We start from the raw sequence: 23,313 nt of genomic DNA on the forward strand, positions 1-23,313 counted from the left end.
GGGTGGTAAGCGGCAGTCGTTGCGAATCCCGCAATTTTATGGTAAACTAACGCAAATTAACCACGACTTTTCAGAAAAAAACAGCGTGGACGCGCAAACGTCGCGTTGTTTTTTCTTGTCAAAATTCAACCTATGGAGGATTGTTCTATGCTCACTGTTTCCAACGTTAGTATGCAGTTTTCAGGTCGCAAGCTCTACAGCGACGTGAATTTGAAATTTACGCCCGGTAACTGTTACGGGGTGATTGGTGCCAATGGTGCCGGTAAATCAACGCTTTTGAAGATCATGGAAGGCCGCTTACAACCCACGACGGGAACGGTTAGCATGGGGCCCAACGAGCGGATGTCTAGCCTGAACCAAGATCACTTTGCCTTTGAAGACAGCGTGGTCTTAGACACCGTGATCCGCGGTCACCAGAAGCTTTACGATATCATGACCGAGAAGAACGCCCTGTACCTGAAACCCGACTTCAACGATGAAGACGGGATTCGCGCCGCCGAATTAGAAAGCGAATTCGGCGAAATGGGCGGTTGGGAAGCCGAGTCTGAAGCGGCTCAGCTCCTCCAAAACCTGGGGATCGATGATAGCCTGCACGGCAGCCTGATGAGTGACTTGACCGAACCCCAAAAGGTGAAGGTCTTGTTAGGCCAAGCCTTGTTCGGTCATCCCGACGTGCTGCTGCTCGACGAACCGACCAACGGGTTGGACGTCCAATCCATTAGCTGGTTAGAAAACTTCTTGGCCGACTACGAAAACACGGTCATCGTGGTTTCCCATGACCGGCATTTCTTGAACCAGGTCTGCACGCACATGTGTGACGTTGACTTCAACAAGATTACGGTCTTTGTCGGGAACTACGACTTCTGGTTGGAATCCAGCCAACTGGCCGCCCAACTGAAGGCCAACGCTAACGCCAAAAAGGCCGACCAGATCAAGGAACTCCAAGAATTCATCGCCCGGTTTAGTGCCAACGCCTCGAAATCTAAGCAGGCCACGTCACGCAAGAAGCAACTGGACAAGATTACCCTAGATGACATCCAACCGTCGTCCCGGAAATATCCCTACATCAAGTTCGTGCCCGAACGCGAATTGGGCAATGACCTGGTCCGGGTGGAACACCTGACCAAGACCATTGACGGTGTGACGTTGTTTGACGACCTGAGCTTTACCTTACGGCCTGGTGAAAAGACCGCGTTTGTCAGTCAAAACGATTTGACCACTACCACGTTGATGCAGATCCTGGGCGGCAACTTGGAACCAGACAACGGGACCGTAACCTGGGGCCAAACGACCAGCCGGACCTACCTGCCCAAGAACGTCAATGAGTTCTTCTCGGCCGACGATATGACGGTGCTGGATTGGTTACGGCAATACGCCGCGAAGGAAGAAAGCGACAATACCTTCCTGCGGGGCTTCCTGGGCAAGATGTTGTTCTCCGGTGAAGACGTGACCCGGACGGTCAACGTCTTATCCGGGGGAGAAAAGGTGCGGGCGATGCTCTCCAAGATGATGTTGAGTAAGGCCAACGTCTTGGTCTTAGACGACCCAACCAACCACTTGGATCTGGAATCGATCACCGCGTTAAACGACAGTCTGGTGGCCTTCCCGGGGAGTATGCTCTTTACTTCCCATGACCACGAGTTCATCCAAACGATTGCCGACCGGATCATTGCGGTTGGCCCGAACGGCTTAGTTGACCGGGCGGATACCAGCTACGATGAATTCCTGGGCCACGCACAAGTCCAAGCCCAAGTGGCTAAATTGTACGCCTAATTCTCAAGCGTGTGCCGGGCTCTAGGTGCTTTTGACCTCCGGGGTTAAGCCAAATTAGTAGCCCTTTAGTGCACGTTGCGGTACCACCTATTCGAAGACACGAAAAAGGTCATGACGATTGTCATGGCCTTTTTTTGCTGGCGTGATCGGGGTGTCACAGAAAGTAATCTCCGGGAGAACGGCAACCGTTATTGAGTGGTGAATATTTGGACGTTTTTTCCGTGAGTTACTTAAGTCACCGGCCCAAGGGCCTACGCCCGCCGACGTACTAACTAAACGGCGGAGGAAAGGGATTTCTAATCGATTGGGGGCGTGACGGTTACGCCTATATAATTTATGCATAATTGAATAATCGCACATTATGTTAATAATGGAGTAGTCGAAAAAGCGATTCTTCGGTATGGTACTTATTGTAAACGTTTACACAAACGAGTTGACCGACGACACCCCTAAACATATGGAGGCTGATGACATGCGATACGACTATCAAGATAAAACGGTAATCGTCACTGGTGGCGCTAAGGGAATTGGAAAAGAAGTGGTGAAAGGCATTGTCGACGGTGGGGGCCGGGTAGCCCTGCTCGATATTGACGATGTCAACGCGCAAGCAACCGCCCAGGAATTTCCGGGTAAGGTGACCGCGTACCACGTCGATCAGGCAAATCGTGAAGAAGTTAACAAAACGTTTGCGACCATCATTCACGATTATCAGCGCGTGGATGGGTTGATTAACGTAGCCGGAATTATCAGTGCACGCCCATTTGACCAACTGTCACCCGAAGAATGGGATCGGACTATTCAGATTAACTTGACGGGGCCTTACAATACGGTCCACGCCATTTGGGATCATTTCAAGACCAACGGTGGCGGGCGGATTGTTAACGTGTCCTCCGTGGCCGGTAAGATTGGTGGGGGCCTGCTGGGAACGGTGGCTTACGCGTCGTCGAAGGCGGGGCTCAACGGGTTTACCAAGGCAATTGCCAAGGAAGGCGGTAAGTACGGTATTTACGCGAATGCGGTGGCGCCATCCTTCACGCACACCTCGATGACCACTTCGCTATCGGAAGATCCCGTGAAGAACCAGAAGGTCATTGGGATCATTCCGTTGGGGCGGCCGGCCGAAGCCGTGGAAATTGCCCAGATGATCCTGTTCTTTGGGTCGGATGCGGCAAGCTTTATCACGGGTGAGATTGGGGATGCCGATGGTGGCGTTGTGATGGACGGCTAGGAGGGAAAATTATGGCTGAAAATGTTGCGACACCCGTAAAAAAGAAGAAGCATTTTTCCATTCCGGGCGGGAATATCATCATTCCAATGTTTATTGGGGCGTTGATCAACACCTTTTTCCCGTCATTTCTGAAAATTGGTGGCTTTACCACGCCGTTAGCCCAAGGGTCGGGGGCGCTAGTGGGGGCCTTCCTGTTTGTCATTGGGGGCACGATTTCGTTTAAAGCCACGCCCGCAGCCGTGAAGCGGGGCGGAACCATTATTCTGACCAAGATTATCGTGGCCGTGACGCTAGGACTGTTGCTTGGGAAATTATTAAATAATAACTTTTTAGGTCTAAGCGCACTAGCCATTATTGGGGCAATGTCGGGTGCCAATAACGCCATGTATGCGGGAATTGTGCACGACTTTGGGGATGATATCGACGAGGCCGCCGTGGGAATCACGATCCTTAGTGTGGGGCCGTACATCACCATGATTGCCTTAGCGTCGTCGGGGTTGGCCACGTTCTCCATCGTGACGCTATTGGCCACCATCTTGCCATTATTAGTGGGGATGGTCTTAGCGAACCTCTTCCCGGCGGTCAAGAAGATCCTAAACGATGGGATGAACGCCTCAATCGTTGTGGTGGGGTTTGCCTTGGGCTGTACCATGAACTTCCAGCAAATCTTCGTCAGTGGGGCTTCCGGTATCCTATTAGGGGTCATCGTGACGCTGGTCGGCGGGGCCATTACCATCTGGACGGACCGGTTGACCGGGGGTTCCGGGGTGGCCGGAGCCGCTATCTCGAGTTGTGCGGGGGCCAATATGGCAACCCCAGCGGCCTTAGCGGCAGTTGACTCGAGTTACCAGGCGGTTGCCGCGACGGCTACGGCGCAAATCACAGCCGCGGTGGTCGTGACCGCCATCTTGACGCCCACGCTGACGGCTTGGGTGGCTAAGCGGAACGAACGGAAGAAGGCCAAAGTGTTAGATCCGGTTGAGTAAAAACTAGTAGAACCAACAAATAACCCTCAGGCGCAAGCACACGTCTGAGGGTTATTTGTGGTTTTTTGAAAATAAGCGGTTTTACTAGTGGGAACCGGTTGGGTTTATTGGGCGGTGTAACCACCGTCGACCACGAATTCGGCACCGGTGGCGAACTTGGATTCGTTAGAAGCCAAGTAGACACAGATGTAGGCAATGTCATTTGGTTCACCGATGTGGCCCATCGGCGTCTTGGTCCGAGCGGACATCGCCGCTTCGGCACCCGGCAAATCGTCCACTAACGGCGTCTTGATGTAGCCGGGGTGGACGGTGTTGATCCGCACGTCGTAGTCCTTTAAGGCACAGTCTAAGGCGGCGGACTTGGACATAATCCGGACGGCCCCCTTAGAAGCGTTGTAGGCCCCTAAGTTCGGGTCACCAATGAGACCTTCAATGGATGACATGTTAATGATGGAAGCCCCCAGATGCTGGTTCTTCATGCGTTGAATCCCTAATCGGGTACCGAAGAAGACGGCGTCTAAGTTGACGGCGAGTTGCTTCTTCCATTCTGCCGTCGTGGTGTTTTCGATACTCTTATTAACGGCCATCCCGGCGTTGTTGACTACCGTGGTGACGGGGCCAAAGGCCTTTTCCGTCGTATCAAACAAGTCGAGCCAGCCCTGTTCATCAGTTGCATCGTGGCGGAAAAATTGAATCACGTCTGAGTTGCCAATGCGCTTAGCAGCTGCTTCACCGACGTCGGCGTGCCGACCGGTGATCATGACCCGAGCACCTTCTTCAACGAACTTGTTAGCAATTGCTAATCCAATGCCTAAAGTGCCGCCCGTTACGATGGCGACCTTTCCGTCTAATCGATGGCTCATCTCATCAACCTCCATAGATTCTCTGATAGCTTGTTAGCAAGTTCACGAAGATATTGTAAACCACTTGTCAGGGAAGTGCAACCCATATCGCTTATTATTTCACAAGCTGGGATGGGCGGTTAATCAGCTAACTTAGCGAGGTCGTCGATGCGGGCGAAGAACCCGTCGTGGTCGACTTGAGTCACCAGGGTGAGCGGGCGACCGTCTGCCACTTCGTACGTCCGGCCTTGACCGGGCCCCGTGGTTAAGACGTCGCTGGTCACTTCCTTAGTCGTCACGATGGCCGGTGTGTCACTAGCGACCGTGGTGAGCACGTCCCACAAGAAGTAGGTCGAGTTGGTTTCAAAATGTTCCAGTGGGGGGACTAATGCATACCCTTGGCCAATGAAGTCGAGGGCGGGGTGCTGACGTAAAGTGGCCCAGTGTTGCCGGATAGCGGGCGTTAGGGGAACCTGACGGGTACTTTCCAAGCCGACCATTTGAATCGCGATATCACTGTCCCAAACGGTCTTGACGGCTTGTGGGTCCCAGTAGGCGTTCCATTCGACCGTGCCATCTTGTTCGGGTTCAGCAACGTTGCCGCGACCGTCGAAGGTGCCCCCCATCCAGTAGAGCTTGTCAATCTTAGCGGTGATGGTCGGGTCGACTTCTAGGGCCCGGGCCAGGTCGGTCAAGGGACCGGTCATCACTAACGTGGTTTTGCCGGTCGTGGTCTGAACCTTATCGATCAGATCCAGATGAGCGGGTTTGGAAGCCACGGGTGTCTTGACGGTGCCACTTTCGTTTAGGATGGGGAAAGCATCGAGGCTAAAGGCATCCATGCGCCATTCCTTGGGGAACGGGTGCACCCCACGCGAATTAGAGGCCGCCACGTTAAGCGTGGTTCCGTGGCCGAAACGATCAATGATCTTCCGACTGGCGGAAACGGCCGGTTCCAGGTAGGAATCCGCGCCAACGACCCCGACTCCGGTCAAGTGAACGTCGGGCATCTGCAACAACAGCAAGAGTGATACCAAATCGTCGACGCTACCGTCGTGGTTAAAATAGACATTACGCATAAAAAGTCTCTCCCTCTTATTACGAACATTATAATCAAAACTCGCTTTGATAGTTCTTATAATACGGGGAACCGGACTAAATTGCAAGCCCCGTTACCGAAACTTTAGGGCAACGTTAAGCCAACTTTGTTAGACTGAAAAACAATTTAGTTTCTAGAAAGGCGGTTTACCATGCAACCAATTCAAAATCAACGACCGAAAAAGTGGCTCGCCCTCTTAGTAGCGGGGGTTATTCTCTTCTTCGGGGGCGGCGGGACTGGCTACATGCTGGGCCAACAACAGGCCAAGGCCCAACAGACGCAGCAGATGAAAAAGGCGCCTAAAGGCATGGGCGGCAAGCGGCCTAGTGGCCAACCCAGTGGAACGCCAAGTCAGAGTAGCAGTAGCAATTAACGAACATTCCGCGTAAATCTTCGTCTTGGGGCGCGGGCCATAACTTGAATAATTAACGCAAAAGGCCTAGAACGGCACACAACCGTTCTAGGCCTTTTGGATGCTTAATTAAGGTTTGATGGTGGTTAATTTCAGGTTGGACTCACCCGGGTACAACGATAGCCGTTCGGCCCGGTAACTCCAATCGCCGTGCGCGAAGTGGGTGCGGTCGACGTCGAAGACCACCCGGTTCGTCTTCCGGTTGACCTCGACGAATTCACTGCGCTTCCCCCAGTCGGCATAGCCGAAGCCAATCAGCGTGTTGCCCTTGCCGACGGCGTAACTACTACCGACGATGTTGGTGAAGTTGCGCTTGCCTAGGGACTGACCGAATTCCCAGGTCTTGGTGACCGTTCGTTTTAACTGGTTGATCGTCACAATTTCCCCGGCGGACCATTGCTTGGACTGCGCGGTCTTGCCCCGGGTCACGGGAACGTTGTTGTCGTAGAATTCCAGTTCAACCGAATCGCCCTGGTGTTGGTTCTGGTGGATCAGGGTAACCGCGTGCTGGCCACCGTTGTAACGGTAGTCCTTGGTGGTCGGTTTCAAGAGGTACTTCTGGTAGCTCTTGGGTAGTTTTTCGGGGGCCGCCAAGATCCATTTGAGCTTAGTAGTCTTATAGTTGATGGCGAAGATCATGTCTTGGTTGCGCCCGGACACCACGAGTTCGTCTCTTTTCTGGTCGTAAGTCATCGAGTTCTGGTGGAACCAGTCGATCTTCCCGTCCGGCCGGTGGGTCCCGGTGTATTGTTGGTAGGCCGAGGCCGGGAGCAGGCGTTTCAAATCGATGACCTTCTGAATCTTCCCGGTCTTCCGGTCGATCTCAATCATGGTGTCCTCGACGAACTTCTTACTCCCGTCGTCCACAGTTAATAACAGATTGTGGTTGGGCAGTTCGATGGCGTCGTGGTGAATCACCGTGTTAGTGGCCAACTTGCTGGTGTCCTGCCGCGTCGGGAAGAGCCCACTGAAATTGTACTGGCGGTAGACTCGACCGTAAAAATCGGTTTCCTGGAGCGCGTTATATTTGTGCTCGGTTGGGGCGATCTTGGTGAGAATCAAGAGGTGGTGGTTGCTGAGTTCCTTGAAGACGTGCGAAATTTTAAGGGAACTGTACCAGCGAATCTTCCCCCGAGCGTCGAGGCCGTAGGTGTAGCCCTGACTGCTGACGGCGAAGGTCAACTTGGTGTGGCCCTTGCCTAGGACCATTTGCTGGGGCTTACTGGTCTTGAGCGTGTTAGTCCCAATGCCGTGGGGCGTCTTGGCCGTTTTGAGCCGGTAGGTGTGGCGCGTTACCGTGCCCGCTTTGGTGGTAAAGGTCAACGTCACCCGGTTATTGCGGTTGGCGTACAGTCCCAGCACGCCGACACTGTGTTGTGTGCGGTAACCGCTCACGGTTTGATGAATCGTGGTAGCCGGTGTGTCGCCGTGGACCGTTAATCGGACCTTGGTCGCGTGGGGCGTCTTGACTAAAATCAGCCCGGAGAGTGGCGACGTCTGGTACGGGTTAACGATGGTTTTAGCCTGCGCCACCCCGGTCGGTAAGGCCTTGAGCTGTTTCTGATACTTCGCCGTCAGGTGATTCGTCGCGGTGGTGTGCTTGGTTGACAACGCCGGCCGTAAGTTCAACTTGATTTGGCTGGTCGCCAAAATATCTTTCTTGGTATAGTGCTGGTGGACCAGCAAGTAACGCCGAATGTTGTGCCGCTCGTGGTAGGCGGTGGCCCCGCCGAGGACCAGTAACGCCACGATAGCGAGCCCGGTGATGCGCCAGAATTTCTTAGACATGGTGACAACTCCCTAAAATAATTTGCAGTAGCATTATTTGATACATTCCCATTTATTCTAGCAATATTCATTTTGAACAACAACCGCTTTCATGAAATGATACCGCTTTTTTCGGTAATTCTAGAAAAATTGGGATGCCGAGCGTCCCCGAAAAACGGTATACTAAGGGGCATGACGCACCATTTGAAAGGGGAATGAACCATGACGGCACAAGATCGTAAAAATTTAAAGCTCGGGGCTAAACGCCAGATCCTGGACCAGTTTAAATTCTATCTATTATTATCTATTTTATGGCTGGCCCTGTATTGGGTGGGTGCGGCGATTAACGATCGCCACCTTAGCTGGATTGCGGAAGCCATGACGGGGAACCTCCGTCTGACCGACTATGCCGGTCCGTTTTCGTTTGCCGGGCTCTTGATGTTGGTGGGGGCGGTGTTGCACGCCGGTACCATGCTGACCATGATCGATGTGGACCGGGGAGCCCGCCAACTTGACCAGCCCGTGCAAAGTAGTTTGCGGGTCTTTGAAAACGGCCGGTACTTCTTAGGTTGGTTGTTTATTGCGATTTGGTCGACCGTGTTGATTTTCCTGTGGAGTTGTTTGTTCGTGATTCCGGGCATCATCAAGACCCTGTCGTACTCGCAGGCTTTCTACCTCTATCGCGACGCCTATGACCAGGGCCACCCCATCACCGCGCTGGCGGCGATTACTCGTTCGCGGCAAGTGATGGACGGCAACAAGGCGTTCTTGTTCGTCATGAACCTGTCGTTTATCGGTTGGTTCATCCTTGGCGGGCTGTTCTGGGGCTTACCCAGCCTGTTCGTGATGCCGTACTACGACCTGAGCTTAGCGAAGTTCTACAATCAAGTCGTGGGGGCGGCCCAACATGCGCCCGAAACGGAATAAAATCTGGGGTGAAATTCGGCGCCAAGTTAAGCGGATGACCGCTGCACAATTGGGGACCAGAACCATAGCTACCGGCGCTATCAGAGTAGCCTGGAAGTACTGAAAGTTCTGGATGTTAGTCTTAGGTTTAAGAGAATGGATTGAGAAAGGATTGGTTTTGTCGTGCAACAGAGACGTGTATTGAGTGGGCATTTGGTGGCTCTATTGACCGTTTTATTGTGGGGAACCACGTATATTTCGACTAAAATTTTATTGGTGGATTTTGCCCCCATTGAAATTCTATTGACCCGCTTTGTGATTGGGTTAATTGCCCTGTTTGTGGCCTACCCCAAGGTCCTTAAATTCACCAGTTGGCACGAAGAAGGGGCCTTCGCGTTAGCGGGGCTGCTGGGGATTTGCCTGTATTACCTGTTGGAAAATTTTGCGTTGACCCTGACGTTAGCTTCCAATATCGGGGTGATCGTGTCGATCTCGCCGTTCTTCATTGCCATGATTGGCGCACTGATGCACCACAATACGCTGAACCGCCAGTTTTTGTTCGGGTTCGTGGCCGCGATGGCCGGCATCGTCTTGATTTCGTTTAACGGCACCAGCGGCGTGCACTTTAACTTCTGGGGCGACCTGATGGCAATTCTAGCGGCGTTGGTCTGGGCCCTGTATTCCTACGTGGTCATCTACTTGAATCAGCTGCAGTACCATCCTATCCAGGTGACCCGACGGACGTTTACCTATGGGATTATCTTTATCCTGCCAATTTTTGGGTTGACGCACAGTACACTGAACCTCAGCACCATCCTGCAACCGACTAACCTGGGGAACTTTCTGTTTCTGGGACTCGGGGCCTCGGCCGTGTGCTTTTTGAGTTGGGCCTACGCAGTCAAAACCCTGGGAGCGGTTAAGACCAGCGTGTACATCTACCTGACACCGGTAATCACGGTGATCTTCGCCGCACTGGTCTTGCATGAGCCGATTACGCCCTGGATCATCGTGGGGATTTGCTTAACCATTAGCGGACTGGTCATTTCACAACGCAGTTAATTCAAAACTTCGGGAACGCGACGACGGTGGCGTTCCTTTTCTTTTGGTTAAGGGGGCTTGTTTTTCTAAGTGTACTATGTATAATAGTACACGCAGGACACACACGACACACAAAGGGGTGAGGGGATGCAAGTCAATGATGGCTCGAGTCTACCGTACTACGAGCAGCTGGTCTTACGCGTCAAGCAGCAGATTGTCCGCGGTATCTTACAGCCGGGGGACCGGTTGCCGTCCGTGCGGGAGATGGCGCGCCAAGAGCAGCTCAATCCCAACACGGTCAGCAAGGCGTACAAACAGCTGGAAGCCCAGCAGGTGATCACCACGGTTCACGGTAAGGGCACCTACGTCAAAGAATCGAGTACCGCGAGTGACAACACCCGCCAAATTATTGAAACTAAACAACGCCTGATGCCCCTATTGACCGAGATACGCTACTTAGGCGTACCGGCCGACGAGGTTATCGGGTGGATCAAAACGGCATATCAGGAGGCAGATTAGATGTTACGGGTCAGCAAACTAACGAAACAAATCGACCACCGGCAGATCATCGAAGACGTGAGCTTCGACTGGCAACCCGGCGAGATTGTCGGCCTCGTGGGGCGGAACGGCGTGGGGAAGACCACGTTATTTCGGACCATGACGCGCCAATACCTGGCCGACGCCGGTCAAGTACTGATTGACCAACACGATTTAGGGGCTGAACCGGCGGCCCAACGGCAATTATTTTTCATCGACACGCAATATAACTTTTTAGGCAATTACCGGTTACGCGACTTACCCGACTTTTACGCGCTGGTGTACACCCAGTTCGACCGGGACCGCTACGCGCAGTTACTGACGCGCTTCAAACTGAACGGCCAAGACCAGTACCGGCGTCTGTCCAAGGGGATGCGCGCGTTGGTCAACCTGATCTTAGCGTTGACGTCTAACGCGACCTACATCATCCTGGACGAGCCGTTCGACGGTCTGGACGTCATCGTGCGCGAAAACATCGCCAGCATGGTAATCGACGAGGTGGCCGATCAGACCAAGGGCTTTTTGATCTCGTCTCACGATTTGAACGAACTCGACGGCTTAAGCGACCGGGTCCTGTTACTCAAGGACAGTCGGTTAGCCCATGACTACAATCTGGAGGACGTGCGGGCTAAGGCCAAGAAGATGCAGCTGGTCTTTAAGGATAAAGAAATCCCGCAGGTGTTGAAGACCCACAGCAAGCTAATTCGCGTGTCCGGGCGGGTCTTAGTGGTGGTCTTTCCGGACTACACGCCCGAACTCGACGACCAGTTACGGGCCCTAAATCCGGTCTTGTTGGAAGAATTACCGTTGACCTTGGAAGACCTGTTCCGCGCCAATTTGTCGCAGGACACCGGTTACCAACTGTTGAAGTAGGGGGAACAGACATTGACTAAAAATTTAAGTCGCTTATTATGGCGCCGTTACCGGCAATGGTTCTGGGCGTTATTGGGGATTTCCGTGTTAGCGGGGATTGCGATTGCCTTAATGGACACGGAGTCCTGGTCGCATCACAGTTCGGTCCTCTTCTCGGATCAAATCGACCAGTGGCTGGTTTATCAAAATAGTAAATACGGCAGCGTTTCGTTATTTTCATATTGGTTTGTCTTTATTGCCTGGTTAAGTGGGCTATTGTTGATGATGCAGGACCTGAAGGGAAACTTTAATCAGTTCTTGTTCGCCAGTGGCTATCCGCGGCAACGAATCTACTGGACCAAGTTGGGGATGGCCCTAACTGGGCTGGTGGCCATCGATGTGGTGACGGCGCTGGTGCAGTACTTGATTTATTGGCTCAAGTTACCTCACGGGATGAGTTTTAACCTGGCACTTCCGGGATTCCTGACCACCTGGTTAAGTGGGTTGGTCTTAGCGTTAGTCATGTTTGCCATTTGCTGGTTTGCGGCGTTGATCGTGGGCCAAAGCGGGGCGTTAGTTATCACCGTTTGTGGTTTTACCCTTTCATTAGTGGGACTGAACACGTTCTTCCAAGGCGAGACCATCTTGATGGCCACTCGCGACGTGGAATGGTTAGCCATGGGGCTATGGTTGCTAGCGGCCGTGGTCTTACTGGTCTGGGGGAGTTTTCTCTTCAGTCGGTTGTCCTTAGAACATGACGGGGAATACCTGATGTTTCCTCGACTGCGAATCCCGTTATACCTGGTGTTCGTGGCCTATATCACCTTTATCTTCTCGATCAACTCGGGAGAATGGCAACCCACGGTCATTTCGTTTACGGTTGCCGCCATCTTCGGGTACCTGTGGCTCTGGCGCCCACAACTCATCGAAAAGTGGCACCAACGGCGGGGAGATTAGTTTTACCATTTCTTTAATATAGTTCGGGGAAAATGGTGCTACTATCATAGCTAGGGATTAGGCGGGGGAATTCTCCGACCTGATCCGCCTAGCGGGCAGTCAGCACGCTGGGCTTAACCACAAAATTGGCCATGGAGTAGGGCTGAAATCAAACAATCGAAGGTGGCTACTGGGGAGTGGCGCCTTTAAATCGCCGGTGGCGTTGGGGAACGCGCCGGATATTAAAAAACGACAATCACCTGTGACGGGTGGTTGTCGTTTTTTGACGGGCTTAATGCGTGTACCAAGCGTACAACGCTTGTACTTGTTCAGCGGGTAAATACCGCAGTTCGATGGCCTGTTTACTGTTGCCGTGACGCACGTTGACGGTCAGGTGGGCCAGGTGTTTGGGTCGCATCCAGACGGAGAAATTGACTTCCAGCGACTGAATCTGACGGCGGCGCACCACGAACGTCTCACGGGTCCACAGGTGGCCGGTTTGCAACACAATTAGGTCGGCACTCAACCGCCGGCCACCGGTGTTGCGGGCGGCAAATTGGCCCTGAAAGTAGGCCAGTGGGACCAAGAGCAGGCTCAACCAGCCCCAGGGGGTGCCAGAGCCAGCATAGTAGAATCACGGGTAGCACCACTACTAAGAGGGCATTGCGGCTGAGGAGCCAGCGCGCCTGACGCAGTACCGTTAAGTCCGTGAGGTCGGGGGCGGTGGCCGGCACCCAAGGGATGAACGGATGCAGGGTGGCGTAGAGCTGGGCTTGGGTGATGGCGGGTAAGAGCACCAAATCGTGGTCGTCATCGTCGGTTGCGGCCTTCGAGGCCAAGAGGACCTGGACCGTCTGCAGGTGCAGCCACTGCCGCAAGATGTTCTGCTTGAACCGGACGGCCTGAATTCGTGCGATTGGCGCCGTGACCGTGTTGCGTTGGAAGAACCCTTTGACGGTTTCTAACTGGTCGCCGGTCCTGGTCAGGGTGAAGTGGTAGTAGCGCAGCAGAACCCAGAGGTAGGCGCCCAACCAACCGATGATGAGGGCGACCATTATCCCGCCTAAGAGCAGCGGCAGGGCGTAATGGGCGACCTGGGCGATGGCCTGGTTTTCCCAGAACTTGGGCAGCTTGCCGTAGATCCCCAGGAGCACCACGACGAGGGGGATGACTCCGGTCGAGGTCAGGGCAAACTGGGTCAACGCTCGCCGCGTGATGCGGTAGCTGGGGTCGACTGGTGATGCGGGCGTCGCGGAATTGACCGGTGCGGCCGCGCCGGTCACGTGAGGCGTTGCGGTTGGCTCGGCCGTTTGGCGGCGGTAGGCGTTAATGGCGTCGACCACGCTGGTGGGGACGGCCGGTAACCGGACCTCGGGTTGGCTATCCTCATGACTGGCGGTTTCCAGCTGGAGCGTTTCCAGGTGAAATGGCCGTAAGTAAAACCACTGTTGGCGTTGAACGGTCTGTAAGCGCGGATACGGAATGTGGAGGTGATGGCGTACGAAGATTCCGGAGTGAATGATGACTGCGTCCGGGGTGACGGCGTAGGTCAACGTGGCCCACTTGGTGACGGGCCAGACCAGAAACCAGACCACCAGGGCCGCAATGGCCACGCCGCGCCACAGCGGGGGCAGGTTCCCCCACTGCCAGACCAGCAGAACAAACAAGAACCAGTACTCTTGCAGCTGCTTGGCCAGGTGGGTGATTAACCCTAAAACGTGGGAGTGGCGGGGGTTAGTCATGGCGCGCCTCCTGGGCCAGCTGCATGATGTGCTCGCGCAACTGCTCGGCGGTGGCGAGTTCGAGGCCTTCAATGGTGTGGCTGGTGGCCGCCGTCGCCACGGTGACCTGGGTCAGCTTTTGCCACTGCAGGAGCGGACCGGCCTTGAGGGTCACGTCTTGGACCCGGGCAATCGGGATGGCCAGGCGCTTTTTGAAGACCATTCCGGACTGGATTTCTACGGCGACCGGGGTAATCTGGTAGTGGGTGAACCGGTAGCGGTAGGGGATCAACCCGGCCTCCACGATGGGTTCGACCAGGGTGATCACGGCGCTGACAACGACTAACCAGCCGGGCCAGTGCCAGCCGATTTGGGCCCAATAGAGTAGGCCGGTGGCCACCAGGCCGAACAGAAAGCTGCCGAGGGTGCTGTACCCCCAGATGCGCTTGATCCGGGGTGGTAGTTGATGACTTGTGGGTGACATAAAATCCTGCTACTGACAACTTATAAAAAGTTATAGATTTTTCTTGCTTCTTCCTATCCTGCCTCGCCAAAAGCCCACTACTACAGTTGTTTTGATAGTCCACAAGCGTTAATTCCCGACTAGCCATCGGTACATCCTTTGAGTCCTGTTTTAGTAGGCTAGCTCAAAGTTTTTAGTATCCTTGATATTCAAGGCGGCGTTCATATCTCGGTCTTCAACCAGGCCGCAAACTGGACAACGGTAAGTCCGATCACTGAGTTTTAAATCAACTTTTTTGGTACTACAGTGATGACATAATTTAGAAGTTGGCTCAAACCGATTGGTCAGATGAACCGGGATTCTTAGTTGTTGGCACTTAGCAATTAATCGGATCCGAAAGTTATAGAATCCTTGATAACTAATGGCTTTAGCTAAGTGTCGGTTTTTCAACATGCCTTTTACGTTTAGATCCTCCAAAGCAACCCAACGTGGCTTGGTTGTCACCACATTGGCGATGATTTTATTTTGGTAATCTTTTTGCATGTTTTGAAGCCGTTGATACAGTCGTTGCACTCGCCGCTTAGTTTTTGCTAGGTTCAAATCAGTAGCAGACTTTCCTTCTTTCTGTTTTCTGGCTTTGAATGCAAGATACTGACGTGCATGTTTTCTTTGTAACCGGCGTAATTGTCGCCGGAGCCGTTTAACTCGGTGAGTTTTATTGTGGTTACTGTAAATTTGCCTATTACTCAGCACGGCAAATTCTTTGATTCCTAAATCAATTCCGATGCTCACCCCAGTTAATTCGGGATGAACTACATCAGCTTGTTCAATCAAACAGGTTAAGTAATAGCGCCCGGCATGACACTTAACGCGACCTTGCTTGATGAGAAAATGTTCCGCATCGGTAGGCAGATACCCATATTCTTTCAGACGGACCCAGCCTAGTTTAGGTAACTTGATGCGATGTCGCTCAACCGGAATTATTTGAGCCTTACCATTTTTCACGAAGTAGAAGGACCCCTGTTCTCGTTTCCAAGAACGAAAATGAGGATACGCGCTAAGATGCTTAAAGAAGCGCTTCATGGCTATATCGGCATCAATAAAGGCTTGCTTGGTAGACTTAGCATAAAGTTCTTTGACCCAGTCATCTTTTTGATTGGCCGCTAAATAGTCATGGTTAAACCACTTACTGAATTCGTAAGCGCTCATATAATGATACCCGTCTTCGTAACGCAATTTGTTCATTTCCAAAAACAGGTTGTATGCCCAACGGCTACCACCAATATGCCGATTAAGTTGCCATTTCTGAAAATTAGTTGGTTTAATTTCAACTTTATAAGTGATTAACATCCAGGTCACTTCCCACTTTGTCCTTGTACTTTCTAAGTCCGTAAACGTGACATAAAAATACGTGAATAATTGGGATTGGGTCCTGAATAAATTCAGTCTCCGGTATCAGTGATAATTTCTGTACGATAATCCCCCCTGAATTAGTATATTACTGGAGAAAATGTACCTGATCCGCAAAATCATTTTTTTGATTTTGCGTAGAAACTCTAGCGTAGGTAGCATTGATACGTTTATCTTGTGGTTCTGTATTGTTGATTACTTTTAAGTAGTTTTCTTCTGTGTAATAGCACTGTTTGATACGGTTCTTTTATCCGGTAGTTTTACGGATTTTTCCCAGTTTCGTAAAGTGGTGGTTGCAGCAACTAGGCGTTTTGTCATTTCTCCAGGCTTCATTACATCACCTCAATGGTGTTATAACGTTATATATATATATATTTATACAAAGTCATGCTCGGTCTGCATCAGGTGTAGCTGTATTATCATTCAATCCTCCTCTGTGATGAATCTAGTGTACCAAGTCTGACCAGGCGCGACAACTAAGCTGCCAAATGGTTTGTTAATTGATTGACGGGTGGCGCGAAATGCGTGGGGCTGACGGGTTAGCCCATCAACCAGTTCAACCGTGAAATTTAGTGAGCCCCGCAGACGCGGTTAGCCGCCCAAGCGTGGTATAAAGGCCTTAAGGAGATGATGACTGATGGAAACTACCGAAAAGTTACAGCTGTTAGCCGATTTGATCAAAATTCGCTCCGTCAACGACCACGAATTACAGGTGGCCCAATACCTGAAGGGGGTCTTCGATCGCGCGGGGATTGAAAGCCACATCGTGCCCATGACAGGGGACCGAGCCAACCTGGTCGCCACGCTTGGCCACGGCCAACCGGTCTTAGCGATTTCCGGCCACATGGACGTGGTCGACGTCGACGAGGCACACTGGGACACCGACCCCTTCGAAATGGTGACCAAGGGCGACCGCCTTTACGGCCGTGGGGTGACCGACATGAAGGACGGGTTGGCGGCCCTGGTCATTGCGATGATCGAGTTAAAGGAGCAGGCGGTCCCTCTCAACGGGACGATTCGACTGCTGGCGACCGTGGGCGAAGAGGTTGGCGAGTTGGGGGCGCAGGCCCTGACCGCCGCCGGCTACATGCAAGACGTCACGGGAATTCTGATTGGGGAACCCACCGGCTACCGGGTGATGTACGCCAATAAGGGCACCATGAACCTGACCGTGATCTCGACGGGGAAGGCGGCCCACAGTTCGATGCCGCAATTGGGCAACAACGCAATTTTCCATCTCATCAATGCGCTGCATCTGATGCAGGATGAGTTCGACCGCATGACCGCGGGGGTCCGCAACGCCACGCTGGGCGCAACGGTCTACAACGTGGACGTTATCGCGGGGGGCAACCAGGTCAACGCTATCCCGGGGGCGGCGACCGCCCAAATCAATCTGCGGACGATCCCCGAACTCAGTAACCACGCCATCGTCCACCACTTTGAGCAGGTCTTGGACCAGTATAACCAGCGGTCTAACGGGCACGTAACCGTGGAGATGGCCACGGACATTGGCCCGCTGGTCGGCGCCACCGATGGTAAGTTGACCCGGTTGATTCAAAAAATCGGTAACCCGTACGCGGCTAAGCAGACCATCACGCCGGCAGAACGGGACTACGAGGCCAAGATTCTCAAACTGTTAGACTTACCATACTCGCCTACGGAAATTCTGGCGGTAAGCTCACCGGGCGGGACCGACGGCGCGCAGTTTTTAAAGGACCATCCCGTGGGCTTTGACTACGCGGTCTTCGGCCCCGGTAACGATAGCCAGCACCAGGACAACGAATGGACCTCGAAGTCGCAGTACCTGGACTTTATCGAAATCTACAAACAGGTGTTGACGCAGTACTTTGACTAAGCGAGCCCCAGCGGTAAAATGAAATAAAGCTGAGGGGTGAGCGAATGCAAGTCTGGTTACGAACGTTACACGTCGCTGAACTGGGGGTGGCACTCTTAGATGGCGGGGTGCTCATCACCATGTTCTTTAAGGGAATCGCTGCCATGTACGTCAATGTCTTACCGTACCTGTGGGCCTTGGGCGTGGCGTTTATTGTCATGCTCCTCTTTTCCCTGAGTTGCGCGTTTTACCGGCTAAAGTCGATTTTCTTCAGTAGTGGGCTCCTATTGGTGACGGGGATTTGCTGGGTCGCCTTGATGAACGGCTAAGAAAATTTCTTAGGCCCGGTCTAATCGCCAGTGAACCGCTTAACTTCAATTTTGAACGCCTCAATCGGATTGACGAAAATTTTAGAAGTCCGTATAATGTGGGCTAACAACCAAATAGTCCTTTTAACTTTAGCCCAGAGAGGCTAACAAAGGTACGGTAGAATCGCGGGCTTTTTGCGCGCGGCTAGCGGCCTAAGTTCGAGTGAATTCGGCCGCTTTTTTCATGCTTAGGTTGGTTGAAAAAATTTTGGAGGAGTTTTACCATGGCACAAATTTACGTTGCAAGTCCGTTTTTCAGTCCCGAACAGGTGGATCGGGTCACCCGGCTCGAACAAGCCTTAGCGGCCAATCCGACCGTGACCGATTTCTACTCACCCCGGTTACACCAGGACGCCCAAGCGGAACAGTTCACCAAAGCCTGGGCCACGGAAATCTTCCACCGCGACATGGACCAAATCGCCGCGGCCGACGTGATCGTAACGGTCTTAGACTTTGAAGCCAAGAACCTGGATTCCGGGACGGCATACGAACTCGGGGTGGCCACGATGCGCAACCTGCCAATCTTGGCGCTGCAAGAAAAGGACGAAGCGGTCAACCTGATGATCACCGAAAGCTTGCACTGGTACACCAAGCAAGTTCAAGACCTGGCCACTTACGACTTCACCAAGATGCCCAAGGGCGAATTCGTCGGCGAAATTCTGTAAATTTAAACGTTCATAAAATTGGTGTGCGACCGTGGTGATTCGGCTAAGGCGTTGGCTATGGCGACAAGCAAGGTGGGCAGACGGTCATTGCGCTTGGCGGTATGACAACGAATTTTGACGACATGATAAGTTCATAACGCGTAATTAATCGATAAGGCACTTCTCCAACTTAAAACTTAGAAGCTGGTTAAACCGGTTGTGTATTGATGACTAGTACTTTTAAGTTACTGTTATAGACAGCATAAGCTGGAGGGGCAGTCAGAAACGGGCTCAGGGGGGCCGTGGGTCAGTCTTGGCCAGTGTTTTTTACTGGCCTAGACAAAGGTCGGTCTTCAAGACCTGAGCTATGGGCTTGAAGCCGTGCCCACCCCGTTCCAGCCCGTTTCTGACTGGCCCGGAAGCGCTGACCTATCATTGTGAATCATGTCGGTCATCCGGTTAGTATGCTGGAGGAAAGGTGACACACAATGGCACAAGAGCTAAACACAACGACTGCAAAGTCACCGGCCGCATCTACGGATAAGGCCGCCTTTGGTCGCGTTGACGTGGTGGCAACTGAACACCGCCACATGTCGAATTGGGATTTATTTGCCACCTGGATTGGCGCCAACGCCAATAACGGGACCTGGTATATCGGGGGCGTGATTGCCGCTTGCGGGTTTCTGACCGCCTCGACCACGCTCATCGTGGTGGGACTAATCTCCTACGCCTTACTGGCGGTGGCCAGCTACATGGGTTACCGGACCGGGTTACCCGCGATGGCCCTGACTAGGGCCTCGTTCGGCCTGCGGGGCAGTTATATTCCGTCCCTGATCAACGTCGTCCAGTTTATTGGCTGGGCGGCCGTGAACACCTTTATCGCGGCCACGTCGATCAGCTACATCTTTAGTGAGCTGCTCGGCTGGCCGGTCTACGGGAAGCCCGGGGGGAATCTGGGCTTGATCGTTGGCATCCTCATCATGAGTGCGTTGCATTTATTAAGTATCTCTTTAGGGGAACGGTCCGTGCGCTTGATTGAACGGGTCGGGATCATTCTGGTCGTGGTCTTCGTCTTGTGGGAATCCGTGGTGGTCTTCCGGACGGTGTCCTTTAGCGAAATTGTGAGCTGGCAACCGCCGCACAATCTGAAGATGACGTCGGGGGTCGCGGCGGATACGCTGGCCGCCTTTAACCTGGCCTGGGTCACCGCGGCGTCCGACTTTAGCCGCTTTACGGCCAAGAAGTCGGCAGCCACTACCGCGTCGTTTCTGGGCGCCAACCTGGGCTTGTTCTGGTTCGCCTTTATCGGGCTGTTTGCCACGATTGGCACGGCCGTGACGCTGAACCATTTCGACCCCAATAATTCGGACCCCAGCACGGTAGCCGCTAAATTGGGTCTGGGGTTCTTAGCCCTGTTGGTAATCGTGTTGACCAGTACCACGGCCAACGCGGTCAACCTGATGTCGGCTGGTTCGGCGCTGACGAATCTAGTCCACCGGCTGTCGTTGAACGTCAGTCTGTGGTTGGTGACCATCGTGGCCACGTTGGTGACGTTTATCCCGGTCTACCTGGCGAGCTTCCTGGATGTCTTCGAAACCTTCTTGGACGGCATCGGGATGTTTCTGGGACCGGAAATCGCCATTTTCTTGGTGGACTTCTTCTGGTTAAAACACCGCCAGTACCGGCTAAGCGAGTTCACCAAGGTTCACGGCGCTTACTGGTACCGTCACGGGGTTAACTGGGTGGCGGTCGCCAGCTGGGGCCTGGGGGTGGTGGCGTACTGGGGCTTAAAGCAGGTTCCGGTCATTGCGACCACAGTTGGAGCCACCTTTATCGCCATGGCGCTGACGGCGCTCATTTACGCGCTGGGGATGCGACTCACGCAGCCAGCGGTTAAACCGACTCAAGCCTAGCTTTTCTCTAATGGGGGAAACGTGACGGTGACTTCATATCAAAAATAACTTAAAAAACGTCCCCAACCAGCAGTCGCTTCCTTGCGCAACTGAGCCGGTTGGGGGCGTTTTTAGGTTAACAGCCAGAGAGTAGCTCGTTGTGGTGAGCTGCCCCCTGGCTGTTGGCGTTACTTGGTCGTGAACCATTTTTGAATGGACGGCCAACTTTCGTGGTTGATGATCACCCGTGGTGTGGCGTTGAGGTCGGTATTGTCGGTGACGATACCGGCGTCTAACGTGGCGACCCAGGTAAGGTGCTGTTGGGCCAAAAAGGCGTTAATCGGATCCGTGCCGGCCCCATAAGGGAACGCGAACGAGTTACCCGTGATGCCAGTGTGGGCCTTGAGTTCCTGCTTCGAGATGGCAAAGTCTCGCTTGAATTTCCCGGTGTAGTGGGGTTGCATGAAGACGGGCTCCATGTGGGCGTTCAAGTAGTGCAGGTTATGCGTATGCAACCCCAGAGTCATCCGGCCCTGAGAGGCCTTTTCGGCGGCTCGAATTTGTGACCAAGTGGCTAGTTGGGTCCCTTCCCGGTAACGGCCGGTGTTTCCCGTGATGATGAAGGTCGTGAAGGGGAACTTATAGCGGTTCATGACCGGAACGGCGTGGTCGATCACGGTTCGGTCGATATCGTCAAACGAGAGGACCGCGTATTTGCCATGGATCGGTTGCTGGTCGCGAACCATTTTAACCATGGTTTCGGCCGAGATCACTTTGATATGGTGATCATGCAGGTACTTCATCTGAGCCGTGAACTGGTCGGCCGGGACGTTGAATTCGTGGAGTTGGGAGTTGGTCGATAACCCGCGAATAATTCGCGTGGTCCAATTACCGCCGAGAATCCGGTGATAACAAAATACCATAATCCCGTTCGACATCTTTTCGTAGCGCGCCGGGAGCGCATAGCTTTCCTTGGTGGTCTGTTGTTTAACGGCCTTGTGTTGGTAAGTCCAACCAAAGCCCAGAATCACCACTAGGAACAGGAGGATTAAGAGTCCTCGACGGAGGCGACGAGTCATGCGCGAACCCCCTTGCGTAGGTGAAGCCACCGCCATGTGCAGTAAAGGGGCACGACGATGAGGAGAACCAACGCGAGTAAGAGGAAGGCGCTGTTAGCGTGGGCCTTCAGGTTAAATAATAAGTAAAGACTGACTAACGTATCGTTATACCAGCCCAGACTGAAGCCTAAGTTGGTGACGACGACTAGGGCGATGAAGCCCCAAAGCGCGATTAAAACGACGGCGCGGAGTAACCGGCTCCCGAAGCTGGTTTGCCGCCGAATGATAGGTGATGCTGGTGTTCTTCGCATAGTTTATAACCCCCGATCCGGACTGCGCCAGGTTCCCCGTCGTTGTGGATCCACGAAGTAGGAACTGATGGCCGCGATGCAACTGACTAAGTTGATCAGCCAGTAATACAGAATGTAGACGGGGACTAATAAGAGTTCGGGCAGCGTCAACTGCGCGATTGCTTGTGAAGCAATGAAGCCAATCGTAAATTGAATGGCGTTTAAAGTAAACATTAAGATTAGAAGGTTACCATCTAATGAAAGGTTGTGTAGGAAAAAGAGTTGAAACACGTAAGCCACCAACGAAATGGCCGTTAAGATGGCCCAACAATTGCTGACGATGGATTCCATGAGAAGTCCCCGTTGTCCCCATGGATTCAGGTATAAGCCCCGTCGGTTGGTAATCAGGACTTCTAGTCCGCCACGAGCCCAACGCTGGCGTTGCTTAAGTAAGCCACGTAACCGTTCGGGAACTAAGATCCAGCAAACGGCGCGTGGTTCGTAGGCGGCCCGCCATTGATGACGGTACATGCGCCAGGTAATGTCGATGTCTTCGGTCATCACGGCCGGATTCCAACCGCCGACTTCGTTTAACGCCTCGCGCCGAAACGCGACGATCACGCCAGAAACCGTGGTGATGCTGCCGGTCAGGTAGGCTTGGGCCTTCTTGATCAGGTCGATCACGGCTACGTATTCCAGCAACTGGAGCCGACCGAGCAGGGTGGAACGGTTACGAACGATGGGTTTCCCCGTGACAGCCCCGTAGTTGGGGTTCTCCAGCAGGGTGGTCATGAGTTGGGTCACGGCGTCGGGTTGTAACAGTGAGTCGGCATCGATGACCACCAGATAATCCCCTTTAGCGACCTTCGCCCCCTGATTTAAAGCGCTGGCCTTCCCCTGGTTAACCGGTAAATGTAAGGTCCGAATTGCCAGTTGGCCGGCCCATTGTTTGGCTAACGCTTGCATGAGGTCCCAGGTATTATCGGTACTACAATCGTCGATTAAGACGACCTCATAGTGCTGATACTGTAACTCGGCCAATGACTTGACGGCCGCGACCAACGTATCGGATTCGTTGTGCGCCGGGATGAGGATGGACACGAAAGGTTCCTCGGCGGCGGTTAACAACGTCCGGGATTGTCGGTGACGGTAGAAACTAGAAAAAAGGCCACCCGTAATCCAAATAATTGACACAAAGATTGGGTACCCTACGACAAAGATAGTATTCAGATTTTTCAGCCACATAATTGCTTTCTC

General features: G+C 53.1%; 23 protein-coding genes. 13 read left to right on the forward strand and 10 right to left on the reverse strand.

What is annotated here, in order from left to right; all coding sequences use genetic code 11:
* Positions 1-147 precede the first annotated feature (147 nt).
* The 3 genes from RI501_RS03260 to RI501_RS03270 all read left to right on the forward strand — a co-directional run bounded on the left by RI501_RS03260 (position 148) and on the right by RI501_RS03270 (position 3,987).
* Positions 148-1,773 carry an ABC-F family ATP-binding cassette domain-containing protein gene (locus tag RI501_RS03260; protein ID WP_313820337.1) on the forward strand — a complete coding sequence of 542 codons (1,626 nt, stop codon included), beginning with the start codon at positions 148-150 and terminating at the stop codon, positions 1,771-1,773.
* Between the two features lie 472 nt (positions 1,774-2,245).
* Complete coding sequence (locus tag RI501_RS03265; RefSeq protein ID WP_313820338.1) at positions 2,246-3,001, forward strand: SDR family NAD(P)-dependent oxidoreductase; 756 nt, start codon at positions 2,246-2,248, stop codon at positions 2,999-3,001.
* A gap of 11 nt (positions 3,002-3,012) precedes the next feature.
* Positions 3,013-3,987, forward strand: coding sequence for a 2-keto-3-deoxygluconate permease (locus RI501_RS03270; RefSeq protein ID WP_313820339.1), 975 nt, complete (start codon positions 3,013-3,015; stop codon positions 3,985-3,987).
* Between the two features lie 104 nt (positions 3,988-4,091).
* On the opposite strand, the gene RI501_RS03275 is transcribed toward RI501_RS03270, so the two are convergent.
* Together RI501_RS03275 and RI501_RS03280 are read right to left on the reverse strand one after the other, a co-directional pair.
* Entirely contained in the window at positions 4,092-4,850 is a 759-nt protein-coding gene (locus tag RI501_RS03275; RefSeq protein WP_313820340.1) for an NADP-dependent (R)-specific alcohol dehydrogenase, read from the reverse strand.
* Positions 4,851-4,969: 119 nt separating this feature from the next.
* Positions 4,970-5,908, reverse strand: a complete 939-nt coding sequence (locus tag RI501_RS03280) for a nucleoside hydrolase (RefSeq protein ID WP_313820341.1) — start codon at positions 5,906-5,908, stop codon at positions 4,970-4,972.
* Positions 5,909-6,079: 171 nt separating this feature from the next.
* Here RI501_RS03280 and RI501_RS03285 point away from each other — a divergent pair, with 171 nt between their 5' ends.
* Positions 6,080-6,301 (forward strand): hypothetical protein, encoded by a 222-nt coding sequence (locus tag RI501_RS03285; protein WP_313820342.1) that lies wholly within the window; start codon positions 6,080-6,082, stop codon positions 6,299-6,301.
* A gap of 108 nt (positions 6,302-6,409) precedes the next feature.
* On the opposite strand, the gene RI501_RS03290 is transcribed toward RI501_RS03285, so the two are convergent.
* Positions 6,410-8,128: an aryl-sulfate sulfotransferase gene (locus tag RI501_RS03290; RefSeq protein ID WP_313820343.1), complete on the reverse strand. Its 1,719-nt coding sequence runs from the start codon at positions 8,126-8,128 to the stop codon at positions 6,410-6,412.
* Positions 8,129-8,329: 201 nt separating this feature from the next.
* On the opposite strand from RI501_RS03290, the gene RI501_RS03295 reads away from it, so the two are divergent.
* The 5 genes from RI501_RS03295 to RI501_RS03315 all read left to right on the forward strand — a co-directional run bounded on the left by RI501_RS03295 (position 8,330) and on the right by RI501_RS03315 (position 12,397).
* Complete coding sequence (locus RI501_RS03295) at positions 8,330-9,034, forward strand: DUF975 family protein (RefSeq protein WP_313820344.1); 705 nt, start codon at positions 8,330-8,332, stop codon at positions 9,032-9,034.
* 162 nt (positions 9,035-9,196) lie between these two features.
* Entirely contained in the window at positions 9,197-10,072 is an 876-nt protein-coding gene (locus RI501_RS03300) for a DMT family transporter (protein WP_313820345.1), read from the forward strand.
* A 126-nt stretch (positions 10,073-10,198) separates the two neighbouring features.
* A complete protein-coding gene (locus RI501_RS03305) occupies positions 10,199-10,570 on the forward strand; it encodes a GntR family transcriptional regulator (protein WP_057732427.1) in 372 nt (123 codons plus the stop codon).
* A complete protein-coding gene (locus RI501_RS03310) occupies positions 10,571-11,461 on the forward strand; it encodes an ATP-binding cassette domain-containing protein (protein WP_087741501.1) in 891 nt (296 codons plus the stop codon).
* A 12-nt stretch (positions 11,462-11,473) separates the two neighbouring features.
* Positions 11,474-12,397 carry an ABC transporter permease gene (locus RI501_RS03315; protein WP_313820346.1) on the forward strand — a complete coding sequence of 308 codons (924 nt, stop codon included), beginning with the start codon at positions 11,474-11,476 and terminating at the stop codon, positions 12,395-12,397.
* 271 nt (positions 12,398-12,668) lie between these two features.
* Here RI501_RS03315 and RI501_RS03320 read toward each other — a convergent pair whose 3' ends face one another.
* The 4 genes from RI501_RS03320 to RI501_RS03335 form a co-directional block, all read right to left on the reverse strand.
* The gene (locus RI501_RS03320) at positions 12,669-12,902 is read right to left on the reverse strand and encodes a PH domain-containing protein (RefSeq protein WP_313820347.1); all 234 of its coding nucleotides are present in this window, start codon (positions 12,900-12,902) and stop codon (positions 12,669-12,671) included.
* On the reverse strand, positions 12,853-14,118 hold the full coding sequence (locus tag RI501_RS03325) for a PH domain-containing protein (protein WP_313820348.1): 1,266 nt from the start codon (positions 14,116-14,118) through the stop codon (positions 12,853-12,855). Before RI501_RS03325 ends, RI501_RS03320 begins: the two co-directional genes overlap by 50 nt.
* Positions 14,111-14,581, reverse strand: coding sequence for a PH domain-containing protein (locus tag RI501_RS03330; protein WP_313820349.1), 471 nt, complete (start codon positions 14,579-14,581; stop codon positions 14,111-14,113). The genes RI501_RS03325 and RI501_RS03330 overlap by 8 nt, the downstream gene beginning before the upstream one ends.
* 150 nt (positions 14,582-14,731) lie before the next feature.
* Positions 14,732-15,910 (reverse strand): RNA-guided endonuclease InsQ/TnpB family protein, encoded by a 1,179-nt coding sequence (locus tag RI501_RS03335; protein WP_313820350.1) that lies wholly within the window; start codon positions 15,908-15,910, stop codon positions 14,732-14,734.
* Between the two features lie 697 nt (positions 15,911-16,607).
* On the opposite strand from RI501_RS03335, the gene RI501_RS03340 reads away from it, so the two are divergent.
* The 4 genes from RI501_RS03340 (at position 16,608) to RI501_RS03355 (ending at position 20,729) form a co-directional block, all read left to right on the forward strand.
* A complete protein-coding gene (locus RI501_RS03340) occupies positions 16,608-17,825 on the forward strand; it encodes an ArgE/DapE family deacylase (protein WP_313820351.1) in 1,218 nt (405 codons plus the stop codon).
* A gap of 44 nt (positions 17,826-17,869) precedes the next feature.
* Entirely contained in the window at positions 17,870-18,133 is a 264-nt protein-coding gene (locus tag RI501_RS03345) for a hypothetical protein (RefSeq protein ID WP_313820352.1), read from the forward strand.
* A 263-nt stretch (positions 18,134-18,396) separates the two neighbouring features.
* Positions 18,397-18,837, forward strand: coding sequence for a nucleoside 2-deoxyribosyltransferase (locus RI501_RS03350; protein ID WP_057732413.1), 441 nt, complete (start codon positions 18,397-18,399; stop codon positions 18,835-18,837).
* A 467-nt stretch (positions 18,838-19,304) separates the two neighbouring features.
* A complete protein-coding gene (locus RI501_RS03355) occupies positions 19,305-20,729 on the forward strand; it encodes a cytosine permease (RefSeq protein WP_313820353.1) in 1,425 nt (474 codons plus the stop codon).
* Positions 20,730-20,896: 167 nt separating this feature from the next.
* On the opposite strand, the gene RI501_RS03360 is transcribed toward RI501_RS03355, so the two are convergent.
* From RI501_RS03360 to RI501_RS03370, 3 genes are read right to left on the reverse strand one after another with little or no spacing between them, the layout of a single operon-like run.
* A complete protein-coding gene (locus RI501_RS03360) occupies positions 20,897-21,787 on the reverse strand; it encodes a polysaccharide deacetylase family protein (RefSeq protein ID WP_313820354.1) in 891 nt (296 codons plus the stop codon).
* Complete coding sequence (locus RI501_RS03365) at positions 21,784-22,077, reverse strand: hypothetical protein (RefSeq protein ID WP_313820355.1); 294 nt, start codon at positions 22,075-22,077, stop codon at positions 21,784-21,786. Before RI501_RS03365 ends, RI501_RS03360 begins: the two co-directional genes overlap by 4 nt.
* Positions 22,078-22,080: 3 nt before the next feature.
* The gene (locus tag RI501_RS03370; RefSeq protein WP_313820356.1) at positions 22,081-23,250 is read right to left on the reverse strand and encodes a glycosyltransferase; all 1,170 of its coding nucleotides are present in this window, start codon (positions 23,248-23,250) and stop codon (positions 22,081-22,083) included.
* Positions 23,251-23,313: the final 63 nt, after the last annotated feature.

It is taken from the genome of Levilactobacillus zymae, from assembly GCF_032190635.1.
Lineage (GTDB): Bacteria > Bacillota > Bacilli > Lactobacillales > Lactobacillaceae > Levilactobacillus > Levilactobacillus zymae_A.